The following is a 13,521-nucleotide window of genomic DNA, read 5'->3' as shown; positions in this document are numbered from 1 at the left end:
CATGAGTAAAACAGCCGTTCTGGTCTTCAGTGGCGGGCAGGACTCGACGACCTGTCTGATCCAGGCCCTGGCGCGTTACGAACAGGTGCACTGCATTACCTTCGATTACGGCCAGCGCCATGTCGCCGAAATCGAAGTGGCCCAGCGATTGGCCACGCAGCTGGGCGCCACCGTGCACAAGGTGATGGATGTGTCGTTGCTCAATGAGCTGGCCATCAGCAGCCTGACCCGCGACAACATTCCCGTGCCCACCGAGAGTTCAGGCGATGGTTTGCCGAGTACCTTCGTGCCGGGGCGCAATATCCTGTTCCTGACATTGGCGTCGATCTACGCCTATCAGGTAAAGGCCGAAACCGTGATCACCGGCGTGTGCGAAACCGACTTCTCGGGCTATCCCGATTGCCGCGACGAATTCGTCAAGGCGCTGAACAAGGCGCTTGCGCTGGGCATGGATTACACACTGCGCCTGGACACCCCGTTGATGTGGCTGAACAAGGCCGAGACCTGGGCACTGGCCGATGACCTGGGCCAACTGGAGCTGGTGCGCCAGCAAACCCTGACCTGCTACAACGGCGTGATCGGCGACGGCTGCGGCAATTGCATCGCCTGCGAGCTGCGTGCGCGTGGGCTGAATGACTACCTGCAGAACAAGGCTGCGGTGATGGGCAGCCTGAAGCACAAGTTGCAGTCGAGCTGAACCGCGGTTAAATCCACTGGCCGGCTTCTCGTCATACTTCCTTACACAGTGAGCATTCAGCACTCGCCTACAAGGAGTAGACACCATGGTCAGCGTCAGTCGTCGTTCCCTTCTCGCCTTTGGCGCCGCGTTGCCGGTGCTGGGGCATCTGAACTGGGCGCACGCCAGTCCCGCGCCGGCAACGGCTGACGTCTTGCGGCTCAACTACAACGAAAGCCCCTACGGCCCCGCAGGTGCCGCCCGCGATGCGATGCAGCGCGCTATTACAGCGGCGGGGCGTTATCCCTATCCGCACATGTACGCGCTGGCCGCGTTGTTCGCCCAGCAGCAGGGCATCGCCGAAGAACAGGTGGCCGTGTTTGCCGGCTCCATGGCCGCCCTGCGCTATGCCGTCCTGGCATTTACCAGCGCCACCCGTGGCCTGGTGATGGCCACACCGTCCTACGAAGTCCCGCACCAGTCTGCGCAGGCGTGGCGTGCTGCCGTGCATGAGGTGAGCCTGAACGCCGACCACGCCCACGACATACCCGCCATGCTTGCCGCCGACCCACAGGCGGGCATGCTGTACCTGTGCAATCCCAACAACCCCACCGGCACCCTCACGCCTACCGAAGCGATCCGCCATGCGCTGGCGAACAAACCCAAGGGCAGCGTGCTGGTGGTGGACGAGGCCTACATCGATTTCTGCGACGCTCCAAGTGTTGTGGGGTGGGTGAACAACCACGACGACCTGCTGGTGCTGCGTACCTTCTCGAAAATCTACGGCATGGCCGGCGCGCGGGTGGGTCTGGCGATCGGGCATCCGGCGCTGCTGGAACGGCTGGCGGTGTTCGGCGGCGATAACGTTCCGGCGGGCGCAAGCCTGCTGGGCGCGCAGGCCAGTCTGGAAGACATCAAACTGCTGCCGCAGCGCAAGGCCCTCAATGCCCGGGCGCGGGATGAGACCATCGCCTGGCTGAAGGCGCGCGGGTTCACCTGCACGGCGTCGCAGAGCAACTGTTTCATGGTCGACGTGAAGCAACCGGCGCAGCAGGTGGTTGAACGGCTGGCAGCCCATCACGTGCTGGTTGGGCGGGTGTGGAGAAACTGGCCGCAGTGGATGCGCGTGACGGTGGGTAACAAGCAGGAGATGGCGCGTTTTCGCGAGGTATTCGCAGCGCAGGTCAAACGGGTCAGTTGAGACGCCACAGACTCAATGTGGCAAGCGGGCTTGTTGTGGCGAGCGAGCTTCATGTGGCGAGCGGGCTTGCCCCGCGTTGGGCTGCGCAGCAGCCCCAAAACCAGGCTCTGCGTAGTGTCAGGTACACAGCATTTTGTTCAATTGGGGGCGCTTCGCGCCCCAACGCGGGGCAAGCCCGCTCGCCACAACAGCTCCCTCGCATATTTACTGCTGGGCGATGCTGTAACCGGCGAACGCCGTCTGCTGCTGCAGCGCGGTGATTACGCTTTTGCGGTTCAGCGGTTGTTCGGCGCCTGAGTTATCCACAAAGCTCTCGACTTCCAGCTCGGCTTCGTCGCCTTCACCCACGAAGCTGAACCCCAGGAACTCGAATGCCTCACGGTCGACATTGAGCCTGGAGCGCGGCGTGCGCAGTGGCAGGGTGACGCTGACGCCATCCTTGCTGATCACGAACACTTCAGCGTCTTTTTTGCTACGCGCGGCCTTGCTCTTGCCGGCGCTCGGGTTGCTGATGGCCTGGTGCGATTGATTCAGCACCTTGAGGGCCAGGCCGTACACCAGCTCCTGAAACTCGGGGTCGTCCTTGAAGCTGGACAGGATGCGGCTGATCGAGAACTTGCTGCTCAGGTCTTCCAGGGCGAGGTTGTCGGCCGCTTCAGCGTCCTTGAGTTGCTTGAGCCGGCCCATCAGGTCATAGGCCTTGTCATCGTCGAAGGCGTCGTGAGCCTGGCGGATGGCCACACGCAACTCGCGGATCTGGTCGCTTTCCTTTGAGGTGTGAAACGCGTCCAGCACCATCTCGCTGATGATCTTGGCCGCTGGCACATGCTGTGAAAGATTGATGGCGTTTTCGTATTCAGCCTTGGCGTGCAAGGTGGCTACGGATTCTTCGAGGTGGGAATCAGGCATTGAAATTTCACTACTTCAGTAAACGGAGACAAAAAAGCGTCGGGCATTTTCAGGGGGAGGGGGTGAGGTCAAGGCGCATGCGTGCTACTCGTCCAGTTGCGCAAGACACGTTTGCAGAATATCCAGGCCCTCCTCCAGCACCTCAGGCTCGATGGTCAGCGGTGCCAGCAAGCGGATGATGTGCCGCGACTTGCCGCTGGGCATCAGCAGCAAACCGGCGTCTCGCGCCAGGCCCAGCAACTGGGTCAGTTGCCTGGAGGCCGGGGTGCCGTCGGCGTTAGTCAGCTCGATGCCGCGCATGGCGCCGACGCCGGTAAGGCGTCCCAGGCAGGGCGACAGGTGTCGGGCCCGCCAGGTTTCATAACGGCTGACGATCGCGGCCCCCTGCTGCATTCCCCAGCGCTGCAAATGGTCATCTGTCATCACGTCGAGGGTGGCCAGTGCCGCTGCGCAGGCGATGGGATTGCCCGAATAAGTGCCGCCCAGGCCGCCTTTGGGCAGGTTGTCCATCAGCGCCTTGCGGCCCACCACGGCACCGAGCGGAACGCCGCCGGCGATGCTTTTGCCAAGCAGAATGAGGTCCGGTTCGATACCCAGGCGTGAGAAAGCAAAGCGCTGCCCGGTACGGCCGAAACCGGACTGGATTTCATCGGCGATCAGCAGGATGTTTTTGGCGTCGCAGAAACGGCGAAGTGCCTGGGCGAACTCGATATCCAGGGCCAGGAAGCCGCCCTCGCCCTGTACCGGCTCAATGATGAAACAGGCGATATCGCTGACGTCGATCTCCACGCTGAACAGGCGGTCCATGGCCTTCAGCGCTTCGGCGCAAGTCACGCCGTTATCGGCACTCGGATAGGGCAGGTGATACACCGGACCGGGCAATACGCCGACCTTTTGCTTGTAGGGCGCGACCTTGCCGTTAAGGTTGAGGGTGGCCAGGGTACGGCCGTGGAACGCACCGTCGAAGGCGATCACAGCGGTACGGCCAGTGGCGCCCCGTACGATCTTCAAGGCGTTTTCCGCCGCTTCCGCGCCGCTGTTGGTGAGCATGCCGCTGACCGGATAGCTCACCGGGATAAATGCAGTCAGGCGCTCCATCAGTTCGATATAGGGCGTATGCGGCGCGGCGTTGAAGGCGTAGTGGGTCAGCCGGGTGGCCTGCTCGCGTATTGCCTCGACCACAGCGGGGTGACAGTGGCCAAGGTTGAGCACCCCGATGCCACCGACGAAATCGATATAGCGTTTGCCGGCCGTGTCCCAGACTTCGGCGTTTTTACCGTGGCTGAGGCTGATGGGATGAACGATGGAAATCGACTGGCTGATCGGATCGTGGCTCATGAATCCTGGACTCGGCGGTGGCGGGCGTCTTTTTATCTAAGCTGCCCGTGTACCCTTGCCGCAAACGAAATAAAGTCGCCGGGTCATTAATAAAAGTCGCGATCTACTCCGAAACCCTGTTCTTGCCCGCCGCCTTGGCCCGGTACAACGCCTGATCGGCGCGCCTCATCAACGCGGCCGCCGACTCACCCGGATGACGATGTGCCACGCCCAGGCTCAAGGTCACGCGAACGTCGTGCAGGGTGGGCAATTGCGCGATGTGTTGACGAATATATTCGGCCACCCGTTTTGCCGCATCCAGCGTCGTTTTGGGCAGCACCACCATGAACTCATCGCCACCCCAGCGGGCCGGCAGATCGCCAGTGCGCATGCACGCGTTCAATCCCTCGGCCACCCGCAGCAGGATCTCGTCGCCCACGCCGTGACCGTGCCGGTCATTGATCAGTTTGAAGTCGTCAATGTCCATGGACACCAGCGTCAGCGGCAGGCGAAAACGCTCGGCGCGTTCGCATTCTTCCAGCAGGACTTTCTCCAGGCGATAGCGGTTGGCGATGCGCGTCAGAGCGTCCTGTTCGGCGAGGATGCGGTTCTCGTCGAGTTGCAGCAGCAGCTGTTGATTGACCCGCGACAGTTCACGGGTGCGTTCGGCTACCAGTGCTTCAAGAGACTGGTTGCGCTTTTGCAGTTGTTCGATGGAATTTTTGCGCGAATGAATGTCACGGTGAGCACCGACCATGCGCCCTAACGAGCCGTCGGGGTTGCGCGCAATCACATAGCCCCGGTCTTCGATCCACAGGTAGCTGCCGTCTTTTTTCGACAGCGATATTCGGCCTGGTAATGGGGCGCGCGCTGGTTGATGTAGTCATCGAAAACAACCATCACGCCGGGGTAATCATCCGGGTGGATGACGTTCTCCCAGGTGAACACATTGTTTTCCAGGGAGTGGCGGGGGTAACCGAGCATCTCGTACCAGCCGGGGTTGCGGTAGACGAAGCCGGTGTTGGCGTTCCAATCCCATATCCCGTCGCTGACCAACTCCATGACGGCATGCAGCATGTCGGCGTTGAGATCGGAAAAGTCATTGCCCAACGGCTTATTGCCGGATGTATCGTCCATCTGCGCGCTTCCCTCGCGTGTGCTGGTCCCAAGGCCAGTGTGTGTTGGCGCCGATACTCCGTGGCGGGTCTTACTTTACATGGGGGGCTGTGGGGTTTGAATAGGAAGAGTGTGCTGCTTTAGTGGGATGGCGACTGGCTACTGATTTGGTGTGAATGCACGTCTACTCGGTGAGGGTAGTGCGCATCCTGGCGCCTATAACAGTGGCTCCAGCATTCTCGTCCGAGGCTTCCCATCCGCGTTGTGCTGGTAGATCGCCTCCGGCTGGCCTTGCACGTTGAAAAACACCTGGCCGATGCCCGCCGAGTTCCACAGCCGTTCCCCGGCTTCGGCATGTTCCGGGATGTGCGGTACCACCTGCATGGTGCGCCGACGAGTGAACCAGTTGAGTGGGGAGCGTGGTGAGTAGAGCCAGCGGTTGAGGCGGTCGAACCACTCCAGCAAACGCGGGGGGAACTGGTTCTTGATGCCGCTGCTGGTGATCTGCCAGAGCCTGGGGCCGCCGTTGCGGTGGCGAATCAGCACCTGGTAGACGAACGAGTAGTGCACGTCACCGGAGAGGATCACGTAGTTACCCGGCGTGCGGGAGTGGCGGAAGATATTGAGGATCACCTGGGCCGCGCCGCGATGGGCCATCCAGTTTTCAGCGTCCACCAGCAGCGGGTAACCGCACCAGCTGAAGACCTTTTGCACCGTCTCGATCAGCTTGACGCCGAATACTGGCGCAGGGGAAACGATGATCGCTGAAGGATGGTCCAGCAGCGCCTGCTGCAGTTCACACAAGGCTTCCCAGTCCAGCAGGCCGGAAGGTTGCTTGAGCGTGAACTCGCTGCGCCAGCGCCGGGTGCGTGTGTCCAACACCAGCAGGGCCGGGGTGGTGGGCAGCACGTAGTGCCATTGCTGAAACTTCAACAGTGTGTCGATCAACGCATCCTGCGCGGCGGAGTTCAGGTGATTGTTGTGCGCGTGGCTGGCGAGTGCCTGGGTTTGCTCAACCAGTTCGCCAAATACCTGCGGCTGGTTGCCCCAGCCCTGGCAGAGCATATAGGCGAGCAGCGCGTTGCCGATGATGCGTTTGGAGAAAGGATGGCCATAGGCGGTTTCTTCCCATTGCGCGCTGAGGTTCCAGTCGTCGGTGATGTCGTGATCGTCAAAGATCATCAGCGTCGAAAGGTGCGCCAGCACTCGGGCAACGCCGGGCAGCCCTTGGCGGAACTGATCGATCTGCACCTGTTCGCGGGCGTAGCGCGCTTGTTCGTCGGCGTGCAACGGCGGCGGTGCAGGAGTGATCAGGCTCCAGGGCGTAGGCGACCACACCAGCAGGTACATCGCCACCACCTCGGCGAAGGTCACCAGGTGATTGTCGGCGGTGCTGCTGGTAAAAATCGGCTTTTTGGTGCCGCCGAAGAAGCGCTCGCGCAGGGTCTGGTTGCTGTCCAGCGCCGGCAGCAGGTCGGCACGATGGTAGTAGCTGGCTTGGTGCCCGTAGAGGTTGGCGCTGTCGTCCACCACCGCGCCCTCCAGGTGCTCGTCGAACAGACCCAGGCGTTCGATCAGCGCATGAATCGCCCTGAGCATCGGCCCGGCGACATCATCGGCATACACCTGGTCGCCGCTCATCATCAGCAAGGCCGGGCGTTCGGCGGGAGTATGGGCGCTCGCCAGCAGACGGTCGGCGCACAACAAGCCCTCGTCGGCGCTGTGGTGAGGTTTGCGGCAGGAGCCATGCAGCAACTGATGGATGCGGCTGTGCAGCACAAAGCTTGGGCATTCGTTGCCTGCGTACAGCAGATGCGGCGCCCACTCCGCCATGGGACTGGTGTTTACCAGCAGGTCGTAACCGATGCTCACATCTTGCGGCAGGGCGTCAGCCATCGGCACGTCGATCAGGTGGATAAACGCATGACGGCCGACGGGCACCACCTGACAATGCGCATCAAGGTCGATGTCCAGGGATGTATCGGGCAATCGCAGCCTCAACACAAGCGTCAGCTCGCGGCTGGCCACGAGCCACAGCACCAGGCGCTGGGGTTCCAGGCGGCGCAGCAAGGGGCCGGCGAGGACGGAGGGTAGCGACGACTGCTCGGGCATGAAACGGGCGACTCACAGTGAGGAACAGGCCCGCAGGATAACGCAGGCCATGTCGATTATGGCGCCCTGTTTGCCTGCGGATCAGTTGCGGGCGTCGCCTGTGACCCTGGGCACCGTGAAGCGGAACTCACTGCCGCGTCCCAGCTCACTTTCGGCAACAATTTTGCCGCCGTGGGCCTGGACGATGCCTTGGGTGATATACAGGCCAAGCCCGCTACCGGTGGGGTTGTTTTCAGCCTGGGTCCAGTAGCGATCGAACACATAGGGCAGTTGGTCCGGGGCAATGCCTTCACCCGAGTCGCGTACCGAAAACACAATCTCCTCGCCGTTGCTCATGGCGCTGATCCCGATGTTGCCCTGGCGCGGGGTGAACTTGATGGCATTGCCGATCAGGTTCGACAGCACCTGGAACAGGCGCTCCGGGTCAGCATTGATCAGCAGGCCGGGCTCGGTGTTGAACGACAGGTCGATGCCTTTCTCCATCGCCAGCGGCGCCAGCAGTGAATACGCCTCTTCGAACATCTGGCTCACATCCAGCGGCACCGGCTTGACCACGTAGCGGCCGGCCTCGATTTTCGACGTGTCGAGCAAGTCTTCCAGCAGCACATTCATGCGCGCCGCCGCCTGTTGCATGGTGTCGATCGCCGAGGAAATCCGCCGCGACGTGTGTGGGCCATCGGAGCTGAATGCCTTCTGCATCATGCCGCAGAGCATCGAGATGACGGTCATCGGGTTGCGCAGGTCGTGTGACACCACCGCCACCAGCTCGTCACGCGCACGCACCGCCTGTTGCTCGCGCAGCACCTGACGTGACAAGTCGTTTTCCAGGGCCGAGCGGCGCAGGTCATTGGCGGCGAACAGGTCGCCGTGGCTCCATTTGGTGGAGATGCCGGCCATCTCCACTTTCCAGATTTCAAACGAGGTGCGTGGGCGAAGGCGCATGCCGGCGTCGGAGCTTTCCAGGTTGAGTGGCTTGCTCGGGTCGCCGCTCCAACTGATGTTTTCCTTCACCTCCGGTCGGAACCACAGCACACCGTTGTCGACAGGCTTGGGCAGGCTCATGGCGAGCACGCCGCTGGCCACTTGCTGGAAATCGACTGCCGGCGGGTACAGCGCCGCCAGGTTGTGGCTGGCGAACACCGGCTCGCCGTTCTGTTGCAGCCAGCGGTGCAACGCTCGGATCTGCGCTGGCTCCGGGCAGTTGCCGTAACGGTGCAGTTGCTTGTCTTCGATGATCGCCACCCCGCCGGACAAGGTCAGGTCCATCAGCAGTTGGCCGCGCTGGGCGAGGCCATCGAACACATTGTTCTCCGACGCTTTCATCGCCTGATCCAGCAAGGCCAGGGCGTCGACTTTTTCTTCGCGTTGGCGGCCCAGGTCCAGGGCTTCCATGGCGCTGATCTGCAACGACAGCACCTGGCCGATGGTCTGGCAGGCGCTACGCAACTCGTGCGGCACCAACAGCGGCTCCCGGTTGCCGCAACTGATCAGGCCCCAGAGCTTGTCACCCTTCATCAGCGAAATGCTCATGGACGACAGCACGCCCATGTTCTGCATGTACTGGCAGTGAATCGGCGACACGCTGCGCAAGGTGGCGAAGCTCAAGTCAAGCGGCTGGTCGATGTCGGGGCGCAGCTTGGGCAGTAGCGGCACCGGTTCGTAGGCTGCATTGGGGATAATGCGCAGCCAGTTGGTGCGGTACAGCTCGCGGGCTTGCTCGGGGATGTCGGACGCGGGGAAGAACAGCCCGTTGAACAGCTCCATGGACGGCGCGGACGCTTCGGCGATCACCTGGCCGTGGCCCTCCTCTTCGAAACGGTAGATCAGCACGCGGTCGTAACCGGTCATGGCCTGGATTTCGGTCACGCTGATTTCGTACAGCGCCTGCAGGGTTTTCGCCGATTGCAGGCGTTGCAGCATCTTGCCCAGGTTACTGGTGCGACCCTCGAGCGCCCGTGGTTTGAAATCCTCAAGCCGTGGCTCGAATTCCAGCACCAGCACGCGCTGATGGCGATGCAGCAAGCCTTCGAACTGCGCACCATTGAGGCTGACATGCAGAGGCGGCGCGTCGAAAAACGTATTATGCGCGGCCATGCTGTGCACCGCCTCGGCATGCTCGGCGCCGATCAGCGTATGCAGCGGCTGGCCCAGCAGCGACTCGGGCGCATGGCCGAACAGGGTGCCGACGTTGGCACTGACCTGGATGATGTTCAGGTCGGGCTCCGACAGCGTCAGCAGCACGCCGTGGGGCTGAATCGCCCCGGGAAAGCGAATGGGCTCGTCGGCACAGTTGGCAAGCAGCTCTTCGAAATCTTCGGTTTTCATAGCAGTACCTCCTGGCGGTCGAGCCATTGCTCAAAGCCGCTGAATGTTGAACGGGCAGCGATCACGGCGCGTTGTTTGTCAGCCGCGTCCAGTGTCTGCCGGTCCAGGTAATCAAGAAATGTTTTCCAGCGCCGTCCGGTCTCGGCGCCATATACATCAAGAAATGCGCCACCGTTGTCGGCATCCACGCCCAGGCGTTGAGCCATCTCCCGACGCAATACCTGGCCGCCGAGGGTCGCGCCTTCCAGCACATACAGGGCACCGAGGCAGGCTGCGGGGGTGTCGAAAGTCGGGAGATCGGTCCAGCGGGGCAGGGCGCTGATGGCGGCGTCGTTCAGGCCGAGGGCGTGAAGGTCACTGATCAATGTCGGCGTTTTCTCACGCAACGATGTGTCAAAACCCTCGGGGATCAAGCCGCTATCGTGCAGCGCTGCTTCAATCGGCGCATAAAAGCCGAAGTACGCCTGCAGCAGACGTCGATACCACTGGGCATCCAGGCGCTCGGAAAAAAACGGCATACGTTTTTCCAGTGCGACGTGCAGCAGGCCAGTGCCCGTGCGCAGCGCTTCCAGCAGAGGTGGCGCACCAACGTCATGGGCCTGTGAGTGCATTCAGTAAGCTCGAACTGTGGGCCTGTCGGCCATGAATGACGCGTGAAAATGGGCGACGATTCTACACAAGTCATTGCCGTTAGCTGTACGCATAAGGCGAAAAGCCTGACAGGCGGATCAGAAAAGTCGCTCCTTGCCGACTAAGTGACCGCAATACCTGGATTGAAGTTCGGTTTGAGTGATGTCGCGACGCTATCAATGCATCGAAGCACCTTGCTGAGTCAATGCCGTTTGCACACATTCAATCAGGTGACTGGTGCTCCAGGGTTTGGGCAGGAAGCGCACCGAACCGCCCAGTTCCTCGGCGATCCTGGTATTGCCGGAGGTCAACAGCACCTGCACCTCGGGCCAGCGATGCGCGACCACGCGGCTCAAGTCGTAGCCGTTGAGCAAACCGGGCATCTGCACGTCACTGACAATCAGGTCGACCGGATCGTCGCCCCGCTCAAGGTAAATCATGCCTTCATCCGCCGAAGGAAACGACGTCACCACAGCGCCGAAATCTTCCAGCACATCCACCATCAACGCCCGAATGATTTCGTCGTCTTCCAATACCAAAATCGATGGCTGAGCCATGATCCTTACTCCACCATCAGGGGTTCAGTAAGGTGGAGTGGGCAGGGGCCGATTAGGTTCGATTGGATGTTTTTTAAACGATGGGTGGTCGGTTGGAGGGTCTGGATTGCGTGCTGGCGGGCAGAGGCGGCATCCGCATCGACCCACAGGCAGTGAGAACGGGCATGGGGCATAATTGCCGGTAACCGCCGATGTGGAGTCGCCATGAAATATGCGTTGATCGCTCTAGCCCTTTTCCTGAATGCCCCTTCAGCCTTTGCCGCCGGCGATGCCGAAGCAGGCGGCAAGCTCTTCGCCAAAACCTGCGGCGGGTGCCACAGCGTCGGCGAAGGCGCGCGGGGTGGGTTTGGACCTGAGCTGAACGGCATCATCGGCAGGCCTGCCGGTACTACCACGGATTACCAGTATTCCGACGCGATGAAGAATTCGGGTGTGGTCTGGACGCGGGACAAGCTTGCTGCCTATATCGAAGACCCGAAAGCGGTGGTGAGCGGGACGCGCATGATTTTCTGGGGGATCAGTGATCGGGAGAAGATTGAAAATCTTCTGTCGTACCTCGAAACATTCCAACCCAAGTAGTCACGGAAAACGGCGTTGATGCAACCTGCTCAAGGAATTCTGATGGAACGGCCTCTCCTCAAGTTAGCCCGCAGTCACGGTCTCGCACACCCTGCGAAACTCGATAAGTTTGTCGTAACGGACTGGGTCGAAAAATACGAACAGTTACGCAATGGGCAGGAAGTGGAGCGAGGCTTTCTCAATGGCGCTGTGTGGCTCAATAACCTCTTTAATTATGTGAAGCTTGCGCGGGTTCAATTCTCTTTCAATGCAGACCGGGCATTGACGTACGACGCGCTGATTGGCGCACATGTCGCCGCAGCCAATCATTTTTTTTACGCAATGTCGTCCGAGCAGCGCCGGGTGATGGAGGCTAATCCTGCAGCTTCTCTGGAAGAGATATTGTCCTATCGGTCTCTGTTGACCAACAGCGAACTCGGGATGCAGCCCGAAAAGCTCAACATGCACCGGCTTGACTCCCTCTGCGGCCCAATCTGGGATCTCTACCAGAACCGCAATGACTTGCGTGCTCTGTACCCTGACGGCTGCCCGCATTCCTTGAGTGCCATGGACTTTTTTTTCAACGAGAACGTGCTCGTCCAGATGACTCACAGTTTCAAGAGGATCTGGCAGGAGTTGCTCTATGGTGGCATGGAGTTTTGTGCGGATAAAAATGGCGTAGTGCTTTCATCCACTTCCCAGAAGGCGGATTTGATCAAGGCCGTTTATGAGTATCGACGCGACCATGGTAACGGCGCTGCCGGGCTGTACATAGCCAGCGACTTCAGGCGATTCCACGCAATCATCACCCAGTTTCTGGCGGGCATGCGGTATATCCAATGCGATGAAGAGGGCGGGCTGTCGCTGGTGCCGTGGTCTGATCTAAGCGAAAACGTGAAAAAAGCCGCGCTTTATGCGCGGATGGTCCCCTATTACATGCTCGACGGTTATTTGCTTCCGTTGTTCGAAGCGGCGCAGCGCTCACGCGATACTTCGCCTGAGTGCAGGCACCTGCTGTTGACCTGGCTTCATTTGTCCGTATTTGCCGCAAACCTCAAGGAGCGCGACGAAAATAAGCCGGACCCGACGGATTGGGACAGCCTTCTGACGTTATGCCCACGGGTTTCCCAAGAAGTGTTGGTTGCCAGGCTGACCGAGTGCATGGGGCTTGATCGCCAACAGATGAACGCGGTGGTCGAGGTGCTGACTTACGAGGCGAAAAGCCTACAACACGACCTTTGGTCGAGGCCGTTGATCAAGGTGGATGATGACTTTTTGATCCCGGTGGCCGCGCTATTAACGGCCAGCATTCCGAGAAACTTTGATATCTGGTTCCAGGAGATCGACCCCGACCCGAAACGCCGAGGAAAGTTGTTCGAGCGATACCTTCTTGGGGTTCTGGAAGAGTGCCGCGCTTCAAACAGGATACTCACCAACCTGAACTGGTTGGGCGCGGTCGAGTTCAAGTGTGCAAGTGTTGCCGAGGAAATCGATCTGGTTTTTTCGTTCGGCAACCTGTTGGTGGTCTGTGAACTCAGGAGCCGAAGAGCACCGATTACCCCGTTGGACTATCACAATGATCTGAATGACAAAAACGGTATTGCTCGCAAAGCCAATCAGGCGCTTAAGAAAACGCGTCATGTCAAAGCCGGCTTGAAGGACTTTTGCAGCCAGTATTTTCCGCAGCTTCTGACCTTGCCTGAGGTAGTGGTGATGCCGCTGGTGATTGTCAGTGGTCAATACCATGCAGGTTTCCCATGCAATGATGTGCCGGTGTTGGATGTGCACCTGCTCAAGCACTTCCTCAAGGATGCACAGGCCCGTTTTGGCGGGCAGCCCGGTTCGGATGTCGACCATCATATGGGTTTTCGCTGTACAGCGATCTCGAGCAAGCACAGCGCGGTTTCGCCGCGTATGCCGCTGACCCGGCGCTGATCAAGATCCTCCGCGCCCTGGTCAAACCCCGCCTGCATAACCATCCGATACCCGGCAGTGATTTGCCGCCCGTACGCAGTCTGTTTTACACGCTGTCAGACATTTCATTCGACGAGTACCTGGCCGCGGCCAATTCGGTGTCAGGTGGGCGTCTGGAAAAAATGTACGACTGAGGACGTTGGCGT

The 13,521-nt window shown here is 60.3% G+C and carries 10 protein-coding genes and 1 pseudogene; 4 read left to right on the top strand and 7 right to left on the bottom strand.

Annotated elements, in window-relative coordinates; all coding sequences use genetic code 11:
• Position 1: 1 nt before the first annotated feature.
• Positions 2–697 carry a 7-cyano-7-deazaguanine synthase QueC gene (gene queC / locus VRB54_RS19620; RefSeq protein ID WP_338478447.1) on the top strand — a complete coding sequence of 232 codons (696 nt, stop codon included), beginning with the start codon at positions 2–4 and terminating at the stop codon, positions 695–697.
• An 85-nt stretch (positions 698–782) separates the two neighbouring features.
• A complete protein-coding gene (locus VRB54_RS19615) occupies positions 783–1,877 on the top strand; it encodes a pyridoxal phosphate-dependent aminotransferase (protein ID WP_338478446.1) in 1,095 nt (364 codons plus the stop codon).
• 204 nt (positions 1,878–2,081) lie between these two features.
• Here VRB54_RS19615 and VRB54_RS19610 read toward each other — a convergent pair whose 3' ends face one another.
• The 7 genes and pseudogenes from VRB54_RS19610 to VRB54_RS19580 all read right to left on the bottom strand — a co-directional run bounded on the left by VRB54_RS19610 (position 2,082) and on the right by VRB54_RS19580 (position 10,843).
• The gene (locus VRB54_RS19610; protein WP_338478445.1) at positions 2,082–2,786 is read right to left on the bottom strand and encodes a hypothetical protein; all 705 of its coding nucleotides are present in this window, start codon (positions 2,784–2,786) and stop codon (positions 2,082–2,084) included.
• 84 nt (positions 2,787–2,870) lie between these two features.
• Positions 2,871–4,124 carry a 2-aminoadipate transaminase gene (locus VRB54_RS19605; protein ID WP_338478444.1) on the bottom strand — a complete coding sequence of 418 codons (1,254 nt, stop codon included), beginning with the start codon at positions 4,122–4,124 and terminating at the stop codon, positions 2,871–2,873.
• Between the two features lie 103 nt (positions 4,125–4,227).
• Positions 4,228–5,240: pseudogene (locus VRB54_RS19600) on the bottom strand (sensor domain-containing diguanylate cyclase).
• Positions 5,241–5,435: 195 nt separating this feature from the next.
• Positions 5,436–7,331 (bottom strand): alkaline phosphatase D family protein, encoded by a 1,896-nt coding sequence (locus VRB54_RS19595; RefSeq protein WP_338478443.1) that lies wholly within the window; start codon positions 7,329–7,331, stop codon positions 5,436–5,438.
• Between the two features lie 81 nt (positions 7,332–7,412).
• On the bottom strand, positions 7,413–9,656 hold the full coding sequence (locus tag VRB54_RS19590) for an ATP-binding protein (RefSeq protein ID WP_338478442.1): 2,244 nt from the start codon (positions 9,654–9,656) through the stop codon (positions 7,413–7,415).
• Positions 9,653–10,267 carry a biliverdin-producing heme oxygenase gene (locus VRB54_RS19585; protein WP_060550278.1) on the bottom strand — a complete coding sequence of 205 codons (615 nt, stop codon included), beginning with the start codon at positions 10,265–10,267 and terminating at the stop codon, positions 9,653–9,655. The genes VRB54_RS19590 and VRB54_RS19585 overlap by 4 nt, the downstream gene beginning before the upstream one ends.
• Positions 10,268–10,462: 195 nt before the next feature.
• Positions 10,463–10,843 (bottom strand): response regulator, encoded by a 381-nt coding sequence (locus tag VRB54_RS19580; RefSeq protein WP_338478441.1) that lies wholly within the window; start codon positions 10,841–10,843, stop codon positions 10,463–10,465.
• A 204-nt stretch (positions 10,844–11,047) separates the two neighbouring features.
• On the opposite strand from VRB54_RS19580, the gene VRB54_RS19575 reads away from it, so the two are divergent.
• Together VRB54_RS19575 and VRB54_RS19570 are read left to right on the top strand one after the other, a co-directional pair.
• Positions 11,048–11,422, top strand: coding sequence for a cytochrome c family protein (locus tag VRB54_RS19575; RefSeq protein ID WP_338478440.1), 375 nt, complete (start codon positions 11,048–11,050; stop codon positions 11,420–11,422).
• Between the two features lie 42 nt (positions 11,423–11,464).
• Positions 11,465–13,336 carry a hypothetical protein gene (locus VRB54_RS19570; RefSeq protein ID WP_338478439.1) on the top strand — a complete coding sequence of 624 codons (1,872 nt, stop codon included), beginning with the start codon at positions 11,465–11,467 and terminating at the stop codon, positions 13,334–13,336.
• Positions 13,337–13,521: the final 185 nt, after the last annotated feature.

The sequence above is a fragment of the Pseudomonas trivialis genome, assembly GCF_036864995.1.
Lineage (GTDB): Bacteria > Pseudomonadota > Gammaproteobacteria > Pseudomonadales > Pseudomonadaceae > Aquipseudomonas > Aquipseudomonas trivialis.
This window is presented reverse-complemented; position numbering and strand designations above follow the sequence as displayed.